This window comes from Herbidospora sp. RD11066 (assembly GCF_054661255.1).
The window spans coordinates 353,803-377,150 of sequence record NZ_BAAGDO010000003.1 but is presented as its reverse complement, the minus strand read 5'-3'; the positions used below and the strand labels follow the sequence as shown (position 1 = coordinate 377,150).

Annotated in this window: 14 protein-coding genes; 8 read left to right on the top strand and 6 right to left on the bottom strand. The window is 69.8% G+C overall.

Annotated elements, in window-relative coordinates; all coding sequences use genetic code 11:
• Positions 1-7 precede the first annotated feature (7 nt).
• Positions 8-1,204, top strand: a complete 1,197-nt coding sequence (locus tag ACYQ78_RS13205) for an ROK family protein (protein ID WP_459801092.1) — start codon at positions 8-10, stop codon at positions 1,202-1,204.
• A gap of 19 nt (positions 1,205-1,223) precedes the next feature.
• On the opposite strand, the gene ACYQ78_RS13200 is transcribed toward ACYQ78_RS13205, so the two are convergent.
• Complete coding sequence (locus ACYQ78_RS13200) at positions 1,224-6,878, bottom strand: ThuA domain-containing protein (protein ID WP_459801091.1); 5,655 nt, start codon at positions 6,876-6,878, stop codon at positions 1,224-1,226.
• Between the two features lie 177 nt (positions 6,879-7,055).
• A complete protein-coding gene (locus ACYQ78_RS13195; RefSeq protein WP_459801090.1) occupies positions 7,056-8,333 on the bottom strand; it encodes an esterase-like activity of phytase family protein in 1,278 nt (425 codons plus the stop codon).
• A gap of 113 nt (positions 8,334-8,446) precedes the next feature.
• On the opposite strand from ACYQ78_RS13195, the gene ACYQ78_RS13190 reads away from it, so the two are divergent.
• From ACYQ78_RS13190 to ACYQ78_RS13165, 6 genes are all read left to right on the top strand, one after another.
• Positions 8,447-9,301, top strand: a complete 855-nt coding sequence (locus tag ACYQ78_RS13190) for a hypothetical protein (RefSeq protein ID WP_459801089.1) — start codon at positions 8,447-8,449, stop codon at positions 9,299-9,301.
• A gap of 42 nt (positions 9,302-9,343) precedes the next feature.
• Positions 9,344-12,028, top strand: a complete 2,685-nt coding sequence (locus tag ACYQ78_RS13185; protein ID WP_459801088.1) for a helix-turn-helix transcriptional regulator — start codon at positions 9,344-9,346, stop codon at positions 12,026-12,028.
• Between the two features lie 8 nt (positions 12,029-12,036).
• On the top strand, positions 12,037-14,730 hold the full coding sequence (locus ACYQ78_RS13180) for an AAA family ATPase (protein WP_459801087.1): 2,694 nt from the start codon (positions 12,037-12,039) through the stop codon (positions 14,728-14,730).
• A 57-nt stretch (positions 14,731-14,787) separates the two neighbouring features.
• On the top strand, positions 14,788-15,609 hold the full coding sequence (locus ACYQ78_RS13175) for an alpha/beta fold hydrolase (protein WP_459801086.1): 822 nt from the start codon (positions 14,788-14,790) through the stop codon (positions 15,607-15,609).
• The gene (locus tag ACYQ78_RS13170) at positions 15,606-16,397 is read left to right on the top strand and encodes an alpha/beta hydrolase (protein WP_459801085.1); all 792 of its coding nucleotides are present in this window, start codon (positions 15,606-15,608) and stop codon (positions 16,395-16,397) included. The genes ACYQ78_RS13175 and ACYQ78_RS13170 overlap by 4 nt, the downstream gene beginning before the upstream one ends.
• A 251-nt stretch (positions 16,398-16,648) precedes the next feature.
• On the top strand, positions 16,649-17,605 hold the full coding sequence (locus tag ACYQ78_RS13165) for a glycoside hydrolase family 11 protein (protein ID WP_459801084.1): 957 nt from the start codon (positions 16,649-16,651) through the stop codon (positions 17,603-17,605).
• A 66-nt stretch (positions 17,606-17,671) separates the two neighbouring features.
• On the opposite strand, the gene ACYQ78_RS13160 is transcribed toward ACYQ78_RS13165, so the two are convergent.
• The 4 genes from ACYQ78_RS13160 to ACYQ78_RS13145 all read right to left on the bottom strand — a co-directional run bounded on the left by ACYQ78_RS13160 (position 17,672) and on the right by ACYQ78_RS13145 (position 22,446).
• Positions 17,672-19,303, bottom strand: coding sequence for a choice-of-anchor P family protein (locus tag ACYQ78_RS13160; protein WP_459801083.1), 1,632 nt, complete (start codon positions 19,301-19,303; stop codon positions 17,672-17,674).
• A 23-nt stretch (positions 19,304-19,326) separates the two neighbouring features.
• Positions 19,327-20,970 carry a choice-of-anchor P family protein gene (locus tag ACYQ78_RS13155; protein WP_459801082.1) on the bottom strand — a complete coding sequence of 548 codons (1,644 nt, stop codon included), beginning with the start codon at positions 20,968-20,970 and terminating at the stop codon, positions 19,327-19,329.
• 61 nt (positions 20,971-21,031) lie between these two features.
• Positions 21,032-21,805 (bottom strand): hypothetical protein, encoded by a 774-nt coding sequence (locus tag ACYQ78_RS13150; protein ID WP_459801081.1) that lies wholly within the window; start codon positions 21,803-21,805, stop codon positions 21,032-21,034.
• A 44-nt stretch (positions 21,806-21,849) separates the two neighbouring features.
• Positions 21,850-22,446, bottom strand: a complete 597-nt coding sequence (locus ACYQ78_RS13145) for a TetR/AcrR family transcriptional regulator (protein ID WP_459801080.1) — start codon at positions 22,444-22,446, stop codon at positions 21,850-21,852.
• 88 nt (positions 22,447-22,534) lie between these two features.
• Between ACYQ78_RS13145 and ACYQ78_RS13140 the strand changes: the two genes are divergently transcribed.
• A complete protein-coding gene (locus ACYQ78_RS13140; RefSeq protein ID WP_459801079.1) occupies positions 22,535-23,305 on the top strand; it encodes an SDR family NAD(P)-dependent oxidoreductase in 771 nt (256 codons plus the stop codon).
• The last annotated feature ends 43 nt before the right edge of the window (positions 23,306-23,348 follow it).

The following is a 23,348-nucleotide window of genomic DNA, read 5'->3' as shown; positions in this document are numbered from 1 at the left end:
TTCCTCCGTGAAGACGAACCGCCCGGAGAACTCGCACCAGGCCGCCCTGCTGCGCCTCCTGCGCGACGGGGCCCGGTCGCGGGCCGAGCTCAACGACCTCTCCTCGGAAGCCGCCGGATGGCGGATGTCCCGCTCCAAGCTCAACGCCGAGCTCGACCGCCTGATCGAACTCGGCCTGGCCGAGCCCGACGGCTTCGCCGAATCCCGGGGCGGCCGCAGATCGGGCCTGGTCAGGCTGTCGGGCGCCACCCGCTTCGCGGGCATCGACATCGGCGCCACCTCGGTCGACGTGGCCATCACCGACGGCGAGCTCAACGTGCTCGGCCACGTGAGCGAGCCGATCGACATCAGGAAGGGCCCGGCCCCCGTGCTCGACCGGGTGCTCCACCTCGTCGGCAAGCTCCGCGAACAGGGCCTCTACACCCAGCTCAGCGGCGCCGGCATCGGCGTTCCCGGCCCGGTGAGCTTCGCCGAGGGCGTGCCGGTCGCGCCGCCGATCATGCCCGGCTGGAACCGCTACCCGCTGCGCGAGACGATCAGCCAGGAACTCGGCTGCGCCGCGATGGTCGACAACGACGTGAACCTGATGGCCCTCGGCGAGCTCCACGCCGGGGTCGCCCGCCAGGTCAACGACTTCCTGCTGGTCAAGATAGGCACCGGCGTCGGCTGCGGCATCGTCGTCGACGGCAAGATCTATCGCGGGGTGTCCGGCAGCGCCGGAGACATCGGCCACATGAGAATCGACGAGAACGGCCCGCTCTGCCCGTGCGGCAACACCGGCTGCCTGGAGGCCTACTTCGGCGGCTCGGCCCTCGCCGCCCAGGCCGAAGCGGCCGCCCGCAGCGGCGCCTCCCGCCACCTGGCCGAACGCCTGGCCCTGGCCGGGTCGCTGACCGCCGAAGACGTCGCCATCGCCGCCACCCAGGGCGACCCGGTGGCCATCAAGCTCATAAGAGACGGCGGCCGCCGGGTCGGCCAGGTGCTGGCCGGGCTGGTCAGCTTCTTCAACCCGGGCCTGGTGATCATCGCGGGCGGGGTGGCCCGGCTCGGCCACATCCTGCTGGCCGAGATCCGCAGCGTCGTCTACCGGCGGTCACTGCCACTGGCGACCGGCAATCTGCCGATCGTGCTGTCGGAACTGGAGGACGTCGCGGGCGTGGTGGGCGCCGCCCGGCTCATCAGCGATCACGTCTACTCGTCGTGAGCCGGGCGGCTTAAAGGGTCTAGCTGTAGAACTCGATCAACGCCGCCGCGTCCCTCAGCAGGACGGACTTCGCCTCGGCGTTGTTGACGATCTTGGGATCGTTCACCGCCTCGACGAACCGCTCCAGCTTCTTGAGGATCTTCGGCTTGTCGCGGTCACGGCCCTTCTCCTCGGACGCCATGACCTTGGCGATGTCGTCCTGGAGCTTGGCCGCTCCGGTGGCCGACAGCTTCCCGGCCGCCTCGAACCGCTCGATCAGGAGCGACAGGTCGGCGGTCGAGGTGGTCGTGGTGAACCTGATCTCCTTGGTGTGGGTCCCACCTGCGTTGGTCTCGACGGTCACCAGGATCACGTGTTCGCCCAGGCCCAGCTTGTGGAGCGGCTGGATCGAGCCGGACACGAACGGCTGGCCGTCGAGGGTGCCGGTCACCGTCTTGATCCCGGTGCCCGTCACCTCCCAGGCGATGGTCACGTCGGCGCCGTCGCCGTAGCTGCCGCCGTCCTGGACGCCGGAGATCACGATGGTCGGCGCGGTGTCCTCGATCGTGATGGTCAGGGCCTTGGTGTCCTCCACGTTCCCGGCCTTGTCGACGGCCCGGTAGCGCAGCTCGTGGTCGCCCACCCCGGTCACGGGGACCGGAACCGAGTAGGGGGTCCACTCGCCCGCGTCCAGGCTGTATTCGATCTTCTCGACGCCCGACGTCGCGTCGGTCGCGGCCAGCGACACGTGGCTCGTCGGCAGGTAGTCGGCCGTGGTCAGCGGCGCGGTGGCGTCGATCTTCAACGCCAGTGACTTGGCCTGTTCGACGTTGCCGGCCTTGTCGGCCGAGCGGTAGTTCAGCGTGTGCGGGCCGTCGCCGGTGATCACGACGGGCTCCACGTAGGGAGTCCACGCGCCGCCGTCGACCTGGAACTCGGTCCGCTCCACGCCCGACCCGGCGTCGGTCGCGGCCAGGGCGACCTGGACCAGGGTGGTGAACCAGCCACCGGCGGGGAGCGCCGGGGTGGGCGTCGCCGTGGTGACCGGGGCGACGGTGTCGCTGCTCGGCTGGGTGATCCGGAAGTAGTCGAACTTGGCCGTCTTGGACGCCGTCTGGCTGGCGCCCAGCGCGAACAGGCCGACCCTGGCGGTTCCGACCGCGTTGTTCTGGACGGCCTCACCGAGCGTCGTCCAGGTCGTGCCGTCGGAACTGTAGGAACCCCGGAAGGTCGTGCCGGTCTTCTGGAGGCGCAGCCACCAGACGCCCGTGGTGAGGTTGTTCACCCCGGGCTGCGGGTTCTGCACCGACGCGCCGACCTCGCTGCGCAGCTCGATCCGCCTGGTCACCGCCGAGCCGGCGGTGTTGTCGGTGACGAAGTCGAACTTCACGTAGTTGTCGTCGTCGGTGTAGACCATCAGGCCGCCCTGGTGGTACTGCTCGTTGAACGCCGACCCGTCGAGCTTCGTCTCCAGGGTCCAGTCGCCCGCGGGCGCGGTCTGGAGGATGACGTTCTTCACAGGGGGCGTGTTCGCGGTGCCGTAGATGTCACCCGTCTGGGTGTCGATCTCCAGGTTGCCGCCGACGACCCGCTGGGCGGAGGCGTCCGGGCGGACGACCGCGTTCCAGCGGCAGACGTCGAGCGCGGTGCCGTCGAACTCGTCGTTGGCGCCCGGCTTGACGGCCTTGTCGTCGGGGGTGATGTGGAACCAGTCGAAGGCGGCGTCGACGATCGGGCGGGTGCCCGAACCGGCCAGCGAGACCAGGCCGATGCGCGGGTTGGTGATCCCGGCCAGCGCCTTGGTCTGCGTCATCGCGGTGAAGGTCGCGCCGTCCTGCGAGTAGTGCGCGGTGATGTTGGCGCCGTCGCTGACGAACCGCACGTAGACGGTGTCGGCGTAGGCGTCGCCCAGGTTCGGCGAGTTGCTGGCGGCGACCTCGTTGGGGACGCCGTTCTCCTCGCGGATGAACTGGAAGAGACGCTGCGAGTGGTCGTTCACCGCGCGCGCCTGGAGCACCATCTTGGCGTAGTTGTCGTCGTCGCCGTAGATGAGCAGGCCCGCCTGCTGGTACTGGTCGCGGGCGTTCATCGTGAGCTTGGCGGTGGCCGTCCACGCACCCGAGGGCGCGGGCTGGAGCACGATGTTCGGGGTGCCGGTGTTGTTGGTGCCGTAGATGTCGGTCAGTGAGGTCGGCAGGACGAGCTTGCCGTCCTGGACCCGCAGGTTCTGGTCCTCGCGGATGACCGACCAGCGGTCGCGGTCGAGCGAGGTGCCCAGGAAGTCGTCGGAACGACCCGAGAAGCACGTGCTGGTGACCGCGTCCACCCGGATGCTCACCGACGCGGTGGTGGCCGCGCCGCGCGCGTCGGTCACGGTCACCGAGGCGGTGTGGGTGCCGGGCGCCGCGTAGGTGTTGCTCGCCGTCGCGGTCGTCGGCCCGAAGTTCCACTTGTACGTCAGCGGCGTGTCCCCGTCGGGGTCGGTCGCCGTGGCGGTGAAGTCGACCTTCAGCGGCGCCGTGCCCGACAGCGGGGTCGCCGCGATGGTCACGTTCGGGCGCTGGTTCTCGGTGACGCCCTTGCCGACGAAGTCGATCCAGTTGAAGTTGAGCAGCGAGTCACCCGCCGCCGCACTGGCCGGCTTGCGCAGCACGAAGAACAGCGGCCCGGTCGTCGCCGGCGCGCTGGTGAGGTTCAGCGTGACGTCCTTGTACGTCTGCCACGCCCCCGTCGGGGTGATGTCGATCTGGCCGACCACCGGGCCGTTGTCCGGGTTGCCGGTCTTCACGAGGACGGTGCCGCCCACGCCGGCCGAGGCCGTGCGGAAGCGGATCTGGGAGATGCCGCCCAGGTTGATCGGGGAGAAGGAGAACCAGTCGCCGTCCTGGGTGAACCCGATGTTCTGGTTGCCGCCCTGGGTGTCGCCGGTGGCCTCGATCTGCACGCCCGCCGGGTCGGTGCCGACGCCGTCGGCGGTACGGCCGGTGCCGGAGAAGTGCTCGGCCTGCTTGCGCTTGGGCTGGAGGATGACCTCGGCCCGGCCGGTCAGCGACTGCGAACCGCCCTGGCCGCCCTTGTCGGCGTACGTGGCCTCGAGGATGTAGAAGAGGTTGTCGTCCGCGCCGTGGCCGTTGTCGGTCAGGGTCTGGATGGTGCCCTCGCAGCCCGCTTTCTGGTCGAGCGGGTGGCCGTGGCTGTCGTGACCCAGGTAGGCCTGGATCTGCACCTTGGCGCAGTCGATCGTGCCGTCCTCGGGGTCGGTGACCGAGATCTTGTAGCCGACCTGGTCGCCGAACTCGAAGAAGCCGCCGTTCGGGGGCAGCGTGAGCGTCACCGTCGGGCGGGTGTTGCCGGCCGTGATCGGCAGGTTGGCGGTGCCGTGCAGGCCGTCGGGGTTGGTCACCGTGAGCACGGCGCTGTACTGGCCGGCCTGGGTGTAGGTGTGGCTGGGGTGCTGCGCGGTGGAGTCGGTGGTGCCGTCGCCGTCGAAGTCCCACGCGTAGGTGATCGGCTTGCCGTCCGGGTCGCTGGAACCCTGGCTGGAGAACTGCACCGTCAGCGGGGCCGGGCCGTCGGTCTTGTCGGCGGAGACGCGCGCGACCGGCGGGCGGGTGCCCTTGACGTAGGCGATGCGGTAGATGCCGGAGTCGGCGTTGTCGCCGCCGAAGCCGGAGCCCCACTCGATGAGGTAGAGGGCGCCGTCAGGGCCGAACTTGATGTCCATGGGGCGCTTGAAGCTCAGGCCGGTCAGGATCTGGTTGATCTTGACCTGAGCGTCGCCGGCCTCGTTGAGCAGGAACGAGAACATCTTGTTCGTGTTCCACTCGCCCATGATGGCCTTGCCGTCCCAGTACGCCGGCCACTTGACCGTCGACTCGGAGGCCGCGTCGTAGCGGTAGACCGGGCCGGCCATCGGCGCGCCGCCGTTGAGCTCGGGGAACCGGTTCGGGTTGACGCTGTTGACGTAGTCGATCGTGGCCGGGATGGCCGGCGGGAGCTGCGTCAGGCCGGTGTTGTTCGGCGACTCGTTGACCGGGTTGGCGCAGTTGAAGGGCTGCCCCGCCGTCCTGGTCGCGAAGTTCCAGTCGATGTACGGCGTGTTGTTGCCCACGCAGTACGGCCAGCCGTAGAAGCCGGTCTTGCTGACCAGGTTCCACTCGACGGTGCCCTGCGGGCCGCGCTGCGGGTTGCTCGCGCCGGCGTCGGGGCCGTAGTCGGCGACCATCACGTGGCCGGTCTTGGCGTCCAGGCCCATGCGGAACGGGTTGCGGAAGCCCATCGCGTAGATCTCGGGACGGGTCTTCTCGGTGCCCGGCGGGAACATGTTGCCCGGCGGGATCGTGTACGTGCCGTCCGGCTGGACCCGGATGCGCAGCAGCTTGCCGCTCAGGTCGTTGGTGTTGGCGGAGGTGCGCTGCGCGTCCCAGGTGGCGCGGCCGGCCTGCTCGTCGATCGGGGTGTAACCCTCGGAGTTGAACGGGTTGGTGTTGTCACCCGTCGAGAGCCACAGGTCGCCGGTCTTGTGGTCGAGCAGGATCTGGCTGCCGTGGTGGCAGCACTCGGCGCGCTGCACCGGGATGTTCAGGACCTGCTTCTCGCTGGCCATGTCGAGGGTGTCGCCGACGACCGTGAAACGGCTCAGCCGGTCGACGTTGACCCCGGCGGGCGAGTAGTAGACGAACACCTGGTTGTTGGTGTCGAAATCGGTGTCCAGCGCGATGCCCATGAGGCCGGCCTCGTTGGCCGTGTGGACGTTGAACCTCGCCGCCGTGACCGTGGCGCCGCTCGGCTTGATGATCTTGAAGTCACCGAGACGGTCGACGAAGAAGACGCGGCCGTCCTTGGCGACGTCCATCATCATCGGGTTCGACGTGTTGTCGTCGAGGGTGGTCTTCTCGTAGCTGCCGGACAGGGAGGCCGCGCAGTCGGCCTTCTCCACGCCGGCGGCGGTACGGATGCCGCCGAGCAGCATCTTGGTGAAGTTCGCCTCGACGAAGCTCTCCTTGGTGTGGCCGAGGCCGGTGTACCAGGAACGTCCGCCGTCGTAGTCCTGGCACCAGGAGATGGGATGGTCGGTCCCCATCGTGCCGCCGGTGTAGGTCCGCTCGTCGAGCGACTGCAGCACGTGCACCGTGCTGCGCGGGTTGGTCTGGTAGTCGTACCACTCGTCGACCCGGGTCCAGGTGGTCGGCAGGTGCGCCGTCGACGGGTGGGCCGGGTCCTCGGTCCTGAGGGTGGCCTGCTGGGTCGCCGGGTGGGACTTGAAGTAGCCGCCGACCAGCTTGCCGTACCACTCCCAGTTGTAGTGGGTGTCGGAGGCCGAGTGGATGCCCGCGAAACCGCCGCCGCTCTGGATGTACTTTTCCAGGGACTCCCGCTCGGAGGCGTTGCTCAGCGGGTCACCGGTGGTCGACAGGAAGATGACGGCCGCGTACTGCGCCAGGTTGGCGTCGGTGAAAGCGGCGCTGTTCTCCGTGGCGTCGACGGCGAAGTTGTTCTCCGTGCCGAGCTTCTGGATCGCGGCGATGCCATCGGGGATCGAGTCGTGCCGAAACCCGGTCGTCTTGGAGAAGACGAGCACCTTGAACTCGGGTTCGGCGGCCGCCGCCGCTTGGGCGACGGCCGGTTGGGGCAGTACGAGCGCTGTGACCAGCAGCAGCAGCCCGGTTAACCCCGCCCACGTTCGAGAACGCATATAGGGACCTTTCCTGACAGAGGGAGATGCCAGGCAGGGCGCGCGCCGATCACGCTGCCACGTTGTTCAGTTAGGGGAACCTGCCGGAGATGCCACTCTCCGAGCGATTCATGAGGTTTGTAACACGGAAGTTTCCGATGGGCACAGATGTGATCGTGTAACGATTAGGAAAGGTTCTTACCAGAGCGGCTTCGGCAGCCTGACGGTCACGATGCGGCTCTTCACGCCCGAGTCGATCAGACGCCCGTCGGCACCGAACTCCCCGAGCCCGAAGTCGTTGTCGTTGACGACCGCGAGGGTCCACCGGTCGAGGATGGCGAGGCCCTCGACCTTGCCCGGCAGCGTCGGCGCCACGATCGACAGGTCGGCGATCAGCTTCTTCGGCGACGGCTTCACCGGCGACAGGTCGGTCAGCGCCTCCAGCGACGGGGTGGTGGCCGCGTTGTCGTACTTGCCACCGAGCAGGTTCTTCGACCTCGACAGGTTGATCTCGTAGACGCGGGCCACGAAGTCGGTGCGCTCGTCGACCAGGATGCGGTCACCGGCGACGTGGGCCAGGCCGGAGATCTTCATCAGGCTCTGGTTGCCGTTGGCCTTCGGGTCGAAGGTCGTGATGTCCTCGAACTGGTAGGCGTACTCACCGGTGACCCGCTCGCGGCGGATGTCGAAGGTGAGGATCCGCGCCACGCGCGACTTGTCGCCGACGGCCTTGGTCGGGTTCTGCAGCGGGCTCTGCACGGCCATGTAGAGCGTGTTGCCGTGGATCGTCAGGCCCTCGAAGCCGCGGTTCTGCGGGCGGGTGGCCAGGATCGCGGGCAGCACGTCCCTGACCGGGTAGTCGGCGCCGACGAGGTTCAGGCCCTTGGGCACGTAACGCGCGATGACCCGCCCACGCGACGACACGTGGATCAGCGACGGGCTGTACTCGTCGACCAGCCAGAAGTCGCCGTGCCGGTCGACCACGATGTCCTCGGTGTCGACCCCGCTCGGGTTGAACGGGAAGGCGGTCAGCCCGTCCCAGGTGTACGGGATCTCGTCGTGCCCCGGCTGGTTCGACACGCCCGTGACGGGCTTGCCCGACCGGCCCGTGATCGGGATCCACTGCTTGACCTCCGCGCCGAACCGGGTCGACACCCGCGCGATGGCCGGGGCGAACTCGGGGATCGGGAAGGTCCGCCGGTTCTGGCCGTTGATGCTCGGCAGGCCGTTGGGGCCACGGTCGGTGACCATCCAGAACTCACCCGGACGCGAGGCCGGGAACAGCCCGGAACCGATGCCTCCGAGGTTGACACCGCGGTCGTCGGCGATCGACGGCTGGAGCTCCTTCAGCGGGATGGTGGGGAGGGTGACGTCCTTGACGACGACCGGCGCGGGAGCGGGCTTCGCCATGGCCGTACCGGGGATGAGGAGCGTCGCGGCGGCCAGAGCCAGACCGGCGAGGGCGGGACGGAGCATCGGCGTACCTTCCGTTGTTGCGCAGATTGCCAGCCGACCACCGTAATGACCGATCTTGAACGCCGGGCCTCCGCCTGATGGCGTGATCGTGTTCGTTGGGGGATCCTGGCGGCATGTCCCGTGTGTCGGCCGACGCCGCCCGCAAGGCGGCCGAGATGGTCGCGGAGGCACGTGACGACCCCGCCGGCCGGCTGCGGCTGGCCGCGCGGTCCTACGAACATCCGCGCGGCCTGCGGCCCTACCAGCGGGCCGAGATGGCGTTCATGCGGTGGCAGATCCAGCGCGGCCTGATGCATCCGGTGACCGGCAGCCCCTGGTGGCGGGCGGTCAACGAGACCCTGCTGCGCGACACGACCGAGGCGTCCCTGCTGGTGAACGGCGTCGACGGGGAGCCGAGCACGCCCGCGGTCGCCCACTGGACCGGCTTTCTCGAAGACCCTGGGCCGAACGCCTGGTACCTCGCGCACAACGCCAGCATCGTCGCCGGATATCTCGGCCACCGCGACCTCGTCGAGGGGGAGACCCCGCTCGAACGGTTCTTCATGGACGTCGCGCTGCTCCGCGTCCTCTACGCCCACTGCCTGCTGACCCGGCCCCGGCTGGCGCTCGGGCGGCTGGCCTTCCTCGGGCCGCTGCTGGGCGACCCGCGCCGCCGGGGCGCCGACCTGTTCCTGTCGCTGTCGGACGTGCTGCCCGACGTCTATCCGCTCGACGGCATGACGATCGAGGAGGTGCTCGCCCAGGAGAACTCGCTGGGGCGGGTCTTCGACTACGGCGTCATCGTGCCCCGGCTCGGGCCGCTCTACCTGGCCGCCGCCGAGGACCTCGGCGAGCCCCGGGTGGCCGAACTGCACAGCGCCGACTCTCCGATGTACGCCTGGCCCTACGAATACCGCCACGTCTGGCGGACCAGCCGGTCGCGGGCCGGGATCGCCCTGGTGAGAGGGCTGCTCGGGCCGGTCCGATGATGAGTATCGCCAGGTTCGCGGCATTCTGATGTGATTAGCCCCGTGCTTGGGCTCCTGGGACGGGATGACGAGCGGCGGCGGCTCGATCTGCTGCTCGGCAACGCGCGTAACGGTCACGGCGGGTCGATCCTGATCACGGGCGAGCCCGGGATCGGGAAGACCGCGCTGCTCGGCGCCGTCCGCGCCACGATCCGGCTCGACGGGTTCGAGTCGGAGATGACGCTGCCCTTCGCGGCGATCCAGCGGCTCACCATCCCGCTCAGCCACCACCTCCGGGCGTTGCCCGAACGGCAGCGGGAGGCCATCAGGGTCGCCTCCGGGCTGGCCGACGGGCCGCCGCCCGACCGGTTCCTCGTCGGGCTCGGGGTGCTGGGGCTGTTCGCGGCGGCGGCGGCCGAGGCGCCGGTGGTCTGCGCGGTGGACGACGCCCACCTGCTCGACCAGGAGAGCCTCGACGTCATGGCGTTCGTGGCCCGGCGCATCGCGGTCGAGCCGGTGGCGCTGCTGTTCGCGGCCCGCGACGAGCTCGACATCGCCTCGCGGCTGGCGGGCGTACCGGAGCTGATGCTCGAAGGGCTCAGCCAGGAGTCGGCGACCGCGCTGCTGATGCGGTCGCTGGCCACGCCGATCGATCCGGCGTCGGCGGCGGCGATCGCCCGAGCGACCGGCGGGAATCCGCTGGCGCTGATCGACCTGGCCGAGGAGGCCAGGGACATGGCGGGGCTCGGGTTCGGCGGCGATCCTATTCCGGTCGGGCGCCGGTTGGAGGCCCACTACGCGCGGCGTATCGGGCAGACCGACCCGCAGGTGCGGCTCTGGGTGCTGCTGGCCGCCGCCGACACCACCGACAACGCCGACCTGATCACCGCCGCCGCCCACGAGCTGGGGCTGGACGACGACGTCGTCGACCGGGCCGAGGCGGTCGGGCTGGTGGAGCTGCACGACTCGATCAGGTTCCGCCATCCGCTGGTCAGGTCGGCCGTCTACAACGCCTCGGCCGGAGCCGACCGCAGGCGGGTCCACCGCGCGCTGGCCAAGGCGGCCGACGCCCTCGGCATGGTCGAGCTGGAGGCCTGGCACGCCGCCAAGGCCACGTTCGGCACCGACGCCGAGGTCGCCGACCGGCTGGAACACGCCGCCGACCTGGCCGCCAAGCGAGGTGGTCTGTCGTCGCGGGCCAGCATCCTCACCCGCGCCGCCGAGCTCACCCCGACCGGACCGGTCAAGAACACCCGCCTGGCCGGTGCCGCCGAGGCCGCCCTGGCGGTGGGCGCGGTGCAGGTCGCGCACGACCTGATCGGCCGCATCGACATGACGACCGCCGACCGGGTCGACCACGGCCGGGTCATCGTCGTGCGCTACGCACTCGGCCTGTTCGCCGGGGACGCGCGGGTGCTGCCCTACGCGGTGGCCGAACTGGTCAAGGCCGCCGACGCGTTCCGCGGCAAGGACACAGAACGCGAACAACGAGCCCTGCTCAAGGCCTACGAGGCCGCCGCCACCGTCGACCGGCTGTTCGTCGGGATCTCCCGTGCCGAACTGGGCGAGCGGATCGCCGAGGGCGCGGAGGGCGGCGGGCCCTTCGCGGAGATCCTCGCCGGGATCGGCGCGCTCGTCCTGCTCCCCTACGCCGAGGCGGTGCCCAAGGTCAGGGCCTCCTTCGAGGCGATCCTGGCGCTGCCCGACCACGACATGATGCAGATGGGCTCCGCCATCGCGGCGATGAGCGTCTTCCTGTTCGACGACGCCGGTGGCCAGGCCGGGATGACGCGGGCGGCGACCGCGGCGCGGGAGGCGGGCGCGCTCCAGGCGCTCGACTCGCTGCTGTGGGTCACCTCGCTGGCCGAGCTGTCGTACGGCACGGTCCGGGCCGCCGAGGAGCTGATCGCGCAGGTCCGAGAGGTCCGCCAGGCCATGGGCTACGACTCGGAGAACGTTATCAACGCCGCCCTGATGGCCTGGACCGGCGCGCCCCGGCACGTCGTGCTGGCCATCGCCGAAGGGGCCAACGCGGTCGGGTTCGGCGGGGTCGGCGCCGCCGCCGTCGCGGCCGTCGGGGTGCGGGACCTCGCCGAGGGCGACTACCGGGCCGCCTACGACCGGCTCAGGCCGCTGATCCAGGACCCCTTCCTCCACGTGACGCCGCTCCAGTTCCCCGACTTCGTCGAGGCGGCCGCGCGCAGCGGCAAGGCCGCCGAGGCGCGTCCCGTCGCCGACCGGCTGATGGAGATGGCCGAGACCAACGGCTCGCCGTGGTGCCGGGGCCTGGCCCTGCGGTCGAGGGCGCTGCTCGGCGACAGCCCGGAGGCCGACTACCTGGCGGCGATCGAGGCGCTCGAACCGACGCACGCCGCGATCGACCTGGCCAGGGCCCATCTCCTCTACGGCGAGTGGCTGCGCAGGTCGCGCCGTCGTCGTGAGGCGGGGGAGCACCTCCAGCTCGCGGCCACGCTCTTCGAGCAGGCGGGCGCGCACCTCTTCGTACCGAGAGCACAGGCGGAGATCGAGGCGGCCGGGCTGAAAGCCGTCGCCGAGAAGGACGACCAGCTTCCCGACCTCACCCCGCAGGAGCTCACCATCGCGCGGCAGGCCGCCCTCGGCCGGACCAACGCCGAGATCGCCGGCAACCTGTTCATCAGCGTCAACACCGTCGACTACCACCTGCGCAAGGTGTTCAACAAGCTCGGCGTCTCCTCCCGCCGCCAGCTCCGCGACAATCTGGGGTGAACTGACAGGTGTTACGGCTTCTCGGACGCGACGACGAGCGGCGGCGGCTCGACCTGCTGCTCGGCAGCGCGCGTAACGGCCGCGGCGGGGCGATCCTGATCACGGGTGAACCCGGGATCGGGAAGACCGCGCTGCTCGACGACGTCCGGGCGACGATCCGGCTCGACGGCTTCGAGTCGGAGGCGACGCTGCCCTTCGCCGCGATCCAGCGGCTGACCGTTCCGCTGAGCGCCCACTTCGCCGCCCTCCCCGACCGGCAGCGGGAGGCCGTGCGGGTCGCCTCGGGGCTGGCCGACGGGCCGCCGCCCGACCGGTTCCTCGTGGGTCTCGGGGTGCTGGGGCTGTTCGCGGCGGCGGCGGCCGACGTCCCGATCGTGTGCACGGTCGACGACGCCCACCTGCTCGACCCCGAGAGCCTCGACGTCATGGCGTTCGTGGCCCGGCGCGTCGGCGTCGAGCCGGTCGCGCTGCTGTTCGCCGCCCGCGACGAGCAGGACGTCGCCGGACGGCTGGCCGGGGTGCCCGAGCTGATGCTCGAAGGGCTCAGCCAAGAGTCGGCGACCGCGCTCCTGATGCGGTCGCTGCCCACCCCGATCGATCCGGCGTCGGCGGCGGCCATCGCCCGCGCGACCGGCGGCAACCCACTCGCCCTGATCGACCTGGCCGGAGAGTCGCTGGACACCGCGCTCGGCTTCGGCACCGACCCGATCCCGGTCGGCCGCCGCCTGGAGACCCACTACGCCCAGCGGGTCAGGCAGGCCGACGACCAGGTGCGGCTGTGGGTGCTGCTGGCCGCCGCCGACACCACCGGCAACGCCGACCTGGTCACCTCGGCCGCCCGTGAGCTGGGCCTCGACGACGTCGGGGGCCGGGCCGAGGAGCTCGGGCTGGTGGAGCTGCACGGGACCGTCCGGTTCCGCCATCCGCTGGTCAGGTCGGCGGTCTACAACGCCTCGTCGGGCACCGACCGCAGGATGGTGCACCGGGGGCTGGCCAAGGCCGCCGCCGACCTGGGCATGGTCGAGCTGGAGGCCTGGCACGCCGCCAAGGCCACCTTCGGCACCGACGCCGGGGTCGCCGACCGGCTCGAACACACCGCCGACCTGGCCGCCCGCCGTGGCGGTTTCGCGTCGCGGGCCAGCATCCTCACCCGCGCCGCCGAGCTCACCCCGCCAGGCCCGGTCAAGAACTCACGCCTGGCCGGGGCGGCCGAGGCGGCGCTCGCCGTGGGCGCGAGCCAGGTCGCGCAGGAACTGCTCGCCCGCATCGACGACACCATGGCCGACCGGGTCGACCAGGGCCGCGTGCTCGTCGTGCGGTGCGCGCTCGCCCTGTTCTCCGCTGACGCGCGGATCCTGCCCTTCTCCGCGGCCGGACTGGTCGAGGCGGCCGACGCGTTCCGCGGACGCGACCTCGAACGGGAACAGCGCGCGCTCCTCAAGGCCTACGAACTCTGCGCCGTCACCGACCGGCTGATGGCCGGGATCACCCAGGAGGAGCTGGGCCGCCGCCTCACCGACGGCGCGGTCCCCGGCGGTCCCTTCACCGAGATCCTGGCCGGCATCGGCGCGCTCATCCTGCTCCCCTACAAGGAGGCGGTGCCCAAGGCCAGAGCCGCCCTCGACGCCATCACGGCGCTGCCCGACCACGAGATGATGCACCTGGCGTCGGTCATCGCGGCGCTCGGCATGTTCCTGTGGGACGAGGCCGGACGCCGGTCCGGGCTCGCCCGCGCCGCCGCGGCGGCCAGGGAGGCGGGCGCGCTCCAGGCGCTCGACTCGATGCTCTGGGCCAACTCGCTCTCCGAATGCTGCGGCGGCACGGTCAGGGCCGCCGAGGAGCTGATGGACCAGGTCCGCGAGGTGCGGCTGGCCATGGGCTACGACGCCGAGCACGTCATCAACGCCGCGCTGATGGCCTGGACCGGCTCGCCCAAGCACGTCGTGGTCGCCATCGCCGAAGGGGCCAACTCGATCGGCTTCGGCGGGGTCGGCGCGGCGGCCTTCGCGGCCGTCGGCCAGCGCGACCTCGCCGAGGGCGACTACCGGGCCGCCTACGACCGCTTCAAGCCGCTGATCGACGAGCCCTTCCTCCAGGTGACGCCGCTCCACTTCCCCGACTACGTGGAGGCGGCGGTGCGCAGCGGCCGGACCGCCGAGGCGCGGGGCTACGCCGAACGGCTCATGGAGATGGCCGAGATCAACGGCTCGCCGTGGTGCCGTGGCGTGGGGCTGCGCGCCAGAGCCCTGGTCGGCGACGAGCCGGAGGCCGACTACCTGGCCGCCATCGAGGCGCTCGCGCTGACCGGCTCGGTGGTCGACCTGGCCAGGACGCACCTGCTCTACGGAGAGTGGCTGCGCCGGGTGCGCCGCCGCAGAGAGGCGGGAGAACAGCTACACCTCGCGGCCAGGCTCTTCGAGGAGTCGGGCGCGCGGATCTTCGTACCGAGAACCCGGGCGGAGCTCGAGGCGGCCGGCATGAAGGCGACCGCGGTCAAGGGGCCGGACGTCCCCGACCTGACCCAGCAGGAGCTCACCGTCGCCCGCCAGGCGGCGCTCGGCCGGACCAACACCGAGATCGCCGCCAACCTGTTCATCAGCGCGAACACCGTCGACTACCACCTGAGGAAGGTCTTCCAGAAGCTCGGCATCTCCTCCCGGCGCCAGCTGGCCGACAAACTACGCGAATCACGTGGTACGTAGCTGAGCCCCTCCGCGCGACGCTCGAAGTGACCCATTCGAGCCAAGGAGGAGGCCACAGTGCCCTTTGTCACCGCCGACGACGGTGCGCGGATCTTCTACAAGGACTGGGGGACCGAAGGGTCGCCCGTCCTGTTCAGTCACGGCTGGCCGCTGAACGCCGACGCCTGGGAGGCCTCGGCGCTGTTCATGGCCACCCACGGCCACCGGGCCATCGCGCACGACCGGCGCGGCCACGGCCGGTCGTCGCAGACCTGGCACGGCAACGAGATGGACACCTACGCCGACGACCTGGCCTGCCTGATCGAGCACCTCGACCTGCGCGACCTCACCCTCGTCGGCCACTCGACCGGCGGCGGCGAGATCGTGCACTACATCGGCCGCCACGGCACCGCCCGCGTCTCCAAGGTCGTGCTGGTCGGGGCGGTCCCGCCGCTCATGCTCAAGACCGACGACAACCCCGAGGGGCTGCCGATCGAGGTGTTCGACGGGATCCGCGCAGGTGAGCTGGCGAACCGTTCGCAGCTCTACCGCGACCTCGCCGACGGCCCGTTCTTCGGCCACAACCGCAAGGGCGACGTGGCGCAGGGCTTCCGCGACGCCTTCTGGCTGCAGAGCATGGCCTGCGGGCACCGCGCGGCCTACGAGTGCATCGCCGCCTTCTCGGCGACCGACTTCCGGCCCGACCTGGCCAAGATCGACGTCCCGACGCTGGTCATCCACGGGGACGACGACCAGATCGTGCCGTTCGAGGTGGGCGGCAAGCGGTCGGTCGAACTGATCGACGGCGCCGTCCTCAAGGTTTACGAGGGCAGCGGCCACGCCCTCCCCGACACCGACCGTGACCGTCTTCACGCCGACATCCTGGAGTTCATCTCATGACCACCGTCGTCCTCGTCCACGGCCTCTGGGTCACCCCTCGCAGCTGGGAAGAGTGGGTCCCCTACCTGGAGTCCAAGGGCGTCAAGGTGCTCACCCCGGCCTACCCCGGCTTCGACATCGAGGTCGAGGCGCTACGGGAGAACCCCGACGTCATCGCCAACCTGACCGTCAACGACACCGTCGCCCACCTGGCCTCGGTGATCCAGGCCGAGCCCGAGCCGCCCATCATCATGGGCCACTCGTTCGGCGGCACCCTGACCCAGCTGCTGCTGGCCAAGGGGCTCGGCTCGGCCGGCGTCGTGATCGACTCGGCGCCGACCGAGGGCGTGCGGGTCAACCCGATCTCGCAGGCCAGGTCGCTGTTCCCGGCGCTGAAGAACCCCGCCAACCGGCACCGCGCCGTCGGGTTCACGCCGGAGGAGTTCCACTACGCCTTCACCAACACGCTGTCGGAGGAGGAGTCGCTCAAGGTCTGGGAGCGCTACGCGATCGCCGCGCCGGGCTTCTGGGTCTTCGAGTACGGCCTGTTCGCCAACTTCAAGCCCGGACACCAGGACACGTGGGTCGACTTCGACGCCGACCGCGCGCCCCTGCTGTTCATCGGCGGCGAGAAGGACCACATCATGCCGCCGTCGGTGAACAAGTCGAACGCCAAGCACTACAAGAACTCGCCCGCGCTGACGGAGTATCACGAGTTCGAGGGCCGCGACCACTGGACCTGCGGAGCCCCCGGCTGGCAGGCCGTCGCCGACTACGCGCTCGACTGGGCGCTGAAGCACAAGCGCTGAGACCCCCGCCCGCCCTCCGTCCGGAGGGCGGGCTTATTTTCTCTGAAACGTACCGAAACTTTCTGTCTCCAACGCTCCGCGTTGTCGCTGGTCGCGCCTGGTCGTGTACGTCCTGAGCTGCGCATTAGCCGTCAGGTATGTTAACGGTCGGTTTCCGAAAGTTGTTGACAGTATCGGCGTGCACCCCCATGCTTCCGGGGAAACCGATCCGCTCCCATCGGTCCCATCGGAGTTCGGGAGGAAGCACGTCCATGAAGAGACGGTTAGTTGTCTGGGCCACCGTGGTGGCCATCGTCGCGCTGTCACCGGGAGTGGCCCAGGCCGCGGTGACCACCAACCAGACCGGCACCAACAACGGCTACTGGTACTCCTTCTGGACCGACAGCCAGGGCACGGTCTCGATGGAGCTCGGCTCCGGCGGCAACTACAGCACCTCGTGGCGCAACACCGGCAACTTCGTCGCCGGAAAGGGCTGGCAGACGGGTGGCCGCCGATCGGTGTCCTACTCGGGCAGCTTCAACCCGTCGGGCAACGCCTACCTGACCCTCTACGGGTGGACCCGCAACCCGCTCATCGAGTACTACATCGTCGACAACTGGGGCACCTACCGCCCGACCGGCACCTTCAAGGGCACCGTGTCCAGCGACGGCGGCACCTACGACATCTACGAGACGACCCGCACCAACGCCCCCTCGATCGAGGGCACCCGGACGTTCAAGCAGTTCTGGAGCGTGCGGCAGTCGAAGAAGACCGGCGGCACCATCACCTCCGGCAACCACTTCGACGCGTGGTCGCGGGCCGGCATGCAGCTCGGCAACCACGACTACATGATCATGGCGACCGAGGGCTACCAGAGCAGCGGCAGCTCCAACATCACGATCGGCTCCGGCGGCGGGGGCAACCCGCAGCCCACCCCGACCCCCACCAACGGCGGTGGCGGGGGCGGCGGCTGCACGGCGTCGCTGTCGGCGGGCCAGTCGTGGAGTGACCGCTACAACCTGAACGTCTCGGTGAGCGGTTCGAGCAACTGGACGGTCACGATGAACGTCCCGTCGCCCGCGAAGATCAGTTCCACGTGGAACATCTCCGCGTCCTACCCCAACGCCCAGACGCTGACCGCGCGCCCGAACGGCAGCGGCAACAACTGGGGCGTGACGATCATGCGCAACGGCAACAGCACCTGGCCGACGGTCTCCTGCTCGGGCTGACCTCTCTGGAACGGCGAAAAGCCCAGGTGATCGGCGCCTGGGCTTTTCGTCTTCATCAGGTCGGGGTTATGGGCAGGGCTGCCCCGGAAGCGTCAGCGACGCGCGGGCGTGGCTGACGACGACGTCCACTCCGAGGAGCGTCGTGACGTGGATCGCGTTGACCCTGATGCCGTTCGCGGTGGGCACCCGTTCGTTGAGGACGATCTTGGCGACGAGCGGGATCGTGATGGTGTGGTTGACGGGCGGGTTGGTGATGACCGAGCCGTTGACCTTGAGCGTGGTGAAGGTCGTCGTCCCGCTCGTGGTGACGGTCCCGCTTTCGGTTGCGGTCGCCTTGGCCTCGGCGGTGATCTCCTCTGCGGTGATCAGGCCGTTGAGCAGGTTGAGCTTCGCGGTGGTGGCCTTCGCCTTGGCGGTACGCAATCCGTTGGGTGCCACGGTGCCGGAGGCCTCCGTGGTGAGGACGCCGAGCGAGGCGACGGCCGGGATCACCGCCGTCAGGAGCGAATCGGAGTCGGAGCCGGGGGTGGCCGTACAGGTGATGTCCGACGGCACGAGCGGCACGACCGCCTTTACGGCGTAGGCGTGGGCGTCGAATTTGTGTTCCGGTGCCACGAACGTCACCGACGCGCATCCGGTCGGCGGATTGATGCCGACCCTGTCGGACACGCAGACCTCGTATCCGCCGATGGTGGCGGCCTTGACCGGAACGGTGATCGTGCAGGTCTCCACGCCGTCGCCGATGCCACCGCCGGCGGAGACGACCCCGTTCACGACCGAGACCGCGGGCTGGTCGCAGTCGCTCGTCGCGGCGCCCGCCGGGGTGAGCCCGTCGGGCAGCGCGGCCTTGAACGACCAGCCGTTCTTCTCCCGCAGCTCCGAGGTGTTCGTCACGGTGAACGTGAGCGTGGCGTTCTGCCCGACGGCGGGCGAGTTCGGCGTGAACGCGACGCCGACCTGCGGGGTCACGTCGAGCACCCGCACGTTGTCGATCGCCCCGTCGTTGCCGTTGGTGCCCGGCTGCGTGTTCACCAGCCGGATCCCGAGCTGCGACCCGGCGAACAGCACCGGCGCGTCACTCGTGTAGGTCCCGACCGAGATCCCGTTGATCACCGCTCCCGGGGCGGCGCAGGTGTCGATGGGCTGGCTGAACGTCGGGATCGCGTTGGCGCCGTCGAGCAGGTAGAACGCGATCAGCGGATGGGCCACGTTGCAGTTGACCGCCGCCGCGTCGACCGAGAACGTGACGAACCGGCTGCCGCTCCCGATGGGCACCGGGTGCTCGGTCTCGAGCTGCACCTTGGGGGCGCCCGGGGGCGTGTGCGTGAACGCGGTCACGGCGTGGTTGGTGGCCTGGCTGCCGTCGGCCCACTGCCCCAGCGCGGCGGCCAGCTCCCGCACGGTCGGCCACCAGGCGCCGCACTGCTGCGCGAGCGGCGGCGCGACGGCCGGGTTGAGCCGGCTGGCGATGAGCCCGTTGCACGAGGTCAGCCAGGCCGGGTCGGCGGTGTAGGTCATGGCGTGGGGCGCCGGCCCGGTGTAGTCGGTGACCATGATCGGCGCGGTGCCCTGCCCGTTCTCGAACTCCTCACTGAAGACGACCTGAGGATCGGCGGGCGCGGCCATGGCGGTCTGCGGAGACGAGACGACGGTGAGGGGGATCAGGGTGAGGACGACCGCGGGAACGATGCGTCGCAAGGTCTTTCCCTTCGTGTCGGGAATCAGAGGTAGGTGCAGGGCTGTCCGGGCAGCGCGAGCAGTGCGCGGGAGTGGCTCACGACGACGTCCACTCCGAGGACCGTCGTCACGTGGATCGCGTTGACCTTGACGCCGTTCGCGGAGGGCACCTGCTCGTTGAACACGATCTTGGCGACCAGCGGGATCGTGATCGTGTGGTTCACCGGTGGGTTGGTGACGGCCGAGCCGTTGACCTTGAGCGCGGTGAAGGTGGTCGTCCCCGCCGTGGTCACGGTCCCGCTCGCGGTCGAGGCCGCGACCGCCTCGGCGGTGATCTCCTCAGCGGTGATCAGGCCGTTGAGCAGGTTGAGCTTGGCGGTGGTGGCCTTCGCTCTGGCGGTACGCAGCCCGTTAGACGCCACGGTGCCGGAGGCCTCCGTGGTGAGGACACCGAGTGAGGCGACGGCCGGGATCACCGCCGTCAGGAGCGAATCGGAGTCGGAGCCGGGGGTGGCCGTACAGGAGATGTCCGACGGCACCAGCGGCACGACCACCTTCGCGGCGTGGGCGTGGGCGTCGAATTTGTACTCCGGTGCCGTGAACGTCACCGACGTGCATCCCGAGGGGTTCAGGCCCACCCGTTCGGACGCGCAGACCTCGTATGTGCCGATGGTGGCGGCCCTGACCGGAACGGTGATCGTGCAGCTCGTCACCCCGTCGCCGAGGCCGCCGCTCACGGAGACGACCCCGTCCGATTCGGAGGCCGACGCCGGGGTGCAGTCGCTCGTCGGCGCGCCGGTCGCGCTCAGCCCGGCGGGCAGCGCCGCCTCGAACGACCAGCCGTTCTTCACCCGCAGGTCGGAGGTGTTGGTCACGGTGAACGTGAGCGTGACGTCCTGCCCGATGACGGGCGCGGCCGGCGCGTGGGACAGGTCGAGCTGCGGGGTCACGTCGAGCACCCGCACGTTGTCGATCGCGCCGTCGTTGCCGCCCCCGCTGGGCTGCAGGTTCACCATCCGCACCCCGAGCTCGGCGCCGGTGAACAGCACCGGGGCATCGCTCGTGTACGTCCCCACCGCGACCCCGTCGACCACGGTCCCCGGGTCGGCGCACGGGTCGATGGGTTCGCTGAACGTCGGGATCTGGGTGTCTCCGTCGACCAGGTAGAACCCGAACAGGGCGTGGTTGGCGAAGCAGTTCACCGACGCCGCGTCGACCGAGAACGTCACGAACCGGCTGCCCGATCCGATCGAGACGGGCTGTTCGGTCTCCAACTGCACCTTGGGGGCGCCGGGGTTCCCGGCGGTGTACCCCGTGACGGCGTGGTTCGTGGCCGGGTCGCCGCCGCTCCACTGGCCGAGCACCCCCGCCAGAGTGCGGATCGACCCCCAGAAGCCGGGACAGGGGGCCGCGAGCGGGGGGACCGCGACCGGGTTGAGGCGGCTGGCGATGATCCCGTTGCAGGCGGTCAGCCAGGCCGGGTCGGCCGTGTAGGTCATGGCGTGGGGCGCGGGCCCGGTGTAACCGGTGACGAGGATGGGCGTCGCGCCCTGGCCGTTCTCGAACTCCTCACTGAAGACGACCTGCGGATCGGCCGGGACACCCGGCGCGGCCGAGGCCGGGACCTGCGGTAAGACGACGGTGAGCGGAATCAGGGCGAGGATGACCACAGGGACGAGTCGTCGCAAAGGAGCTTTCCCTCCGTGGCGAACTGGCGGTCCTCAGTCCTCACACAAAGTCCCCGACGAACTACTCAATGTCAAGAGAGGGTGGTCCCCACGGGTGGCCCTTCCACTCGTCGCTCGTCGCCGAATCGCTCGCCGAGGGCTCCTGGATGTGGGTCTTCGCGCCCCAGCCGCTGAGGAGGGAGTCGGTGATCCTGGTCCACACCCAGGTCTCCCTGTCCTCGCTCGTCGAGGTCCAGACGCGACGGACCAGCCCGTCCCTTCCGATCCACAGGCGCCAGATGATCTTCTGCTTCGCGTCCTTCCCGGTCGGGCGGTAGGACCCGGGAGTGATCCGGTGGAGGTCGCCGAACGTGATGACGCCCCGGTAGATGGTCGTGCGGGTGCCGTCGTAGACGCCGCCGCGGCCCTTGGTCGTGGCACTGGCCAGCAGTGCTCTCATGGTCGCGGGCCGGTCAAGGACGATCGGGCCCGATGACAGTTCGGGGAAGTGGCTGCGGCCTTCGTATTTGACCCAGGTCTTCGTCGGCGGAGCGGGGCAGAGCCAGCCCTGGCAATAAGCCCGGTTCTTGAAGGTGAGCCACCGCGGCGGCGGTGAGGGGAACTCCGGATTGGCCCGTTCGCGCTTGTCGACCGCCACGATCCCGCCGGGGCCGAATTCGACACGGTAATTGCTGCCGAAGCTGAAGTCGGGCTCGTCGAGATCTGTGTAGGTCGTCGTCATCGAGACGCCCCTACCTGCCACGAACTGGGCCTGGAGCGCGTCGGGCGGAGTCGTGAACGCCGTTGTGGATAAGAGCGCCGTCGCCGCAATGGCTATTCGGAAGAGGCGTTTCATCGGGCCTGTCCTTTCGTCACCCAAATGCGGTGAAATCGATGGTGTCAGTCGCCCGTCACGAAAGGGTCTCGCGTTGATTTAAGGTTTTCGATGGCCTCCGTCAGGCCGATTTCCAAATAGCGAATGTCGTCGGTGGCGACCAGCATGGTCGCGCCGCCGGCGATCGCGCCGATGATCTGCGCGGCCACGCGCTCGGGATCGGCGTCCGGGCGGACCGCGCGGACCCCTTCGGCGATCTGGTGCTGCCAGCTGGTGTACATCCTCGTGATGATGTCGCCGACCGCCGGGTTGGCCAGGCCGAGCTGCGCGGTCAGCGCCGTCAGCGGGCACTTGCGGCGCTGGGCCGCATAACGGGCGATGACCCGGTCGCGCCAGGCCTCCCACTGGGGCCACGACGTGAGGTCGCCCAGGTAGGGCTGCTGGTCGGCGAGGACCTGTTCGGCCTCGTGGGCCGCCACGGCGAGCAGCATGTCGGCTTTGCCGTCGGGGAAGTAGTGGAAGAGCTGGCTCTTGCTCGTCGTGGTCGCGGCGCGGATGTCGTCGAGGCCGACATTGGCGGGGCCGTGTTCGCGGATGAGCTTGGCGGCGCCCTCGACGATCCGCTGCCGGGTGGCGGCGCCCTTCGGGGTCAGTGCTCTCACCTGGGTACTCTAGCAAAAAGTGAACTTGACAGTCCATTTTCTCCGTGCCATTTTGGACCGCGTAGTCCAATCCAGAGGAGAACGAACGATGGACCTGCAGCTCGTGGGCAAGCGCGCCCTGGTGACCGGATCGACCAGCGGCCTCGGCGAGGCGATCGCCAGAACCCTCGCGAGGGAGGGGGCGACGGTGGTCGTCCACGGCCGTGATCAGACGCGGGCCGAAGCGGTCGCGAAGGACATCGGCGGGACCATCGCGCTCGGCGACCTGGGCACCGACGACGGCGCCGACGCCGTGGCGCGGGAGGCCGGGGAGGTCGACATCCTCGTCAACAACCTGGGCGTCTTCGACATGACGAGGACCTGGGAGAACCTGTCGGGCGACGACTGGAACGCCATCTACAACGTCAACGTGGTGGCGGGCGTGCGGATGATCCAGAGGTTGGTCCCGGGGATGAAGGCGCGGGGCTGGGGGCGGGTCATCCAGATCAGCAGCGCCCTCGCCGACATGCCGCTGGACATCCAGCCCCACTACGCCGCGACCAACGCCGCCCGCAACAACCTGGCCGCCTCGCTCGCCCGTGAGCTGAAGGACTCGGGCGTCACCTCCAACGCGGTCGCCGCCGGCGGCATCCTCACCCCGGCCACGAAGGCCCACCTGATCGGGGTCGGGCGGCAGGCGGGCTGGGGTGAGACGTGGGAGGAGATGGCCGAGACCGCGCAGCGCCGGGCGACCACGATGGTCGACGTCGGGCGCATCGGGCTGCCGTCGGAGTACGCCGACGTGGTGACGTTCCTGGCCAGCCCTCTGTCCGGCTACGTCCAGGGCGCGACGCTCAGGGTCGACGGAGGGTGGCACTGAACACACCCGCTTGACGGAGATTCCCCTATTTCCTACATTTAAA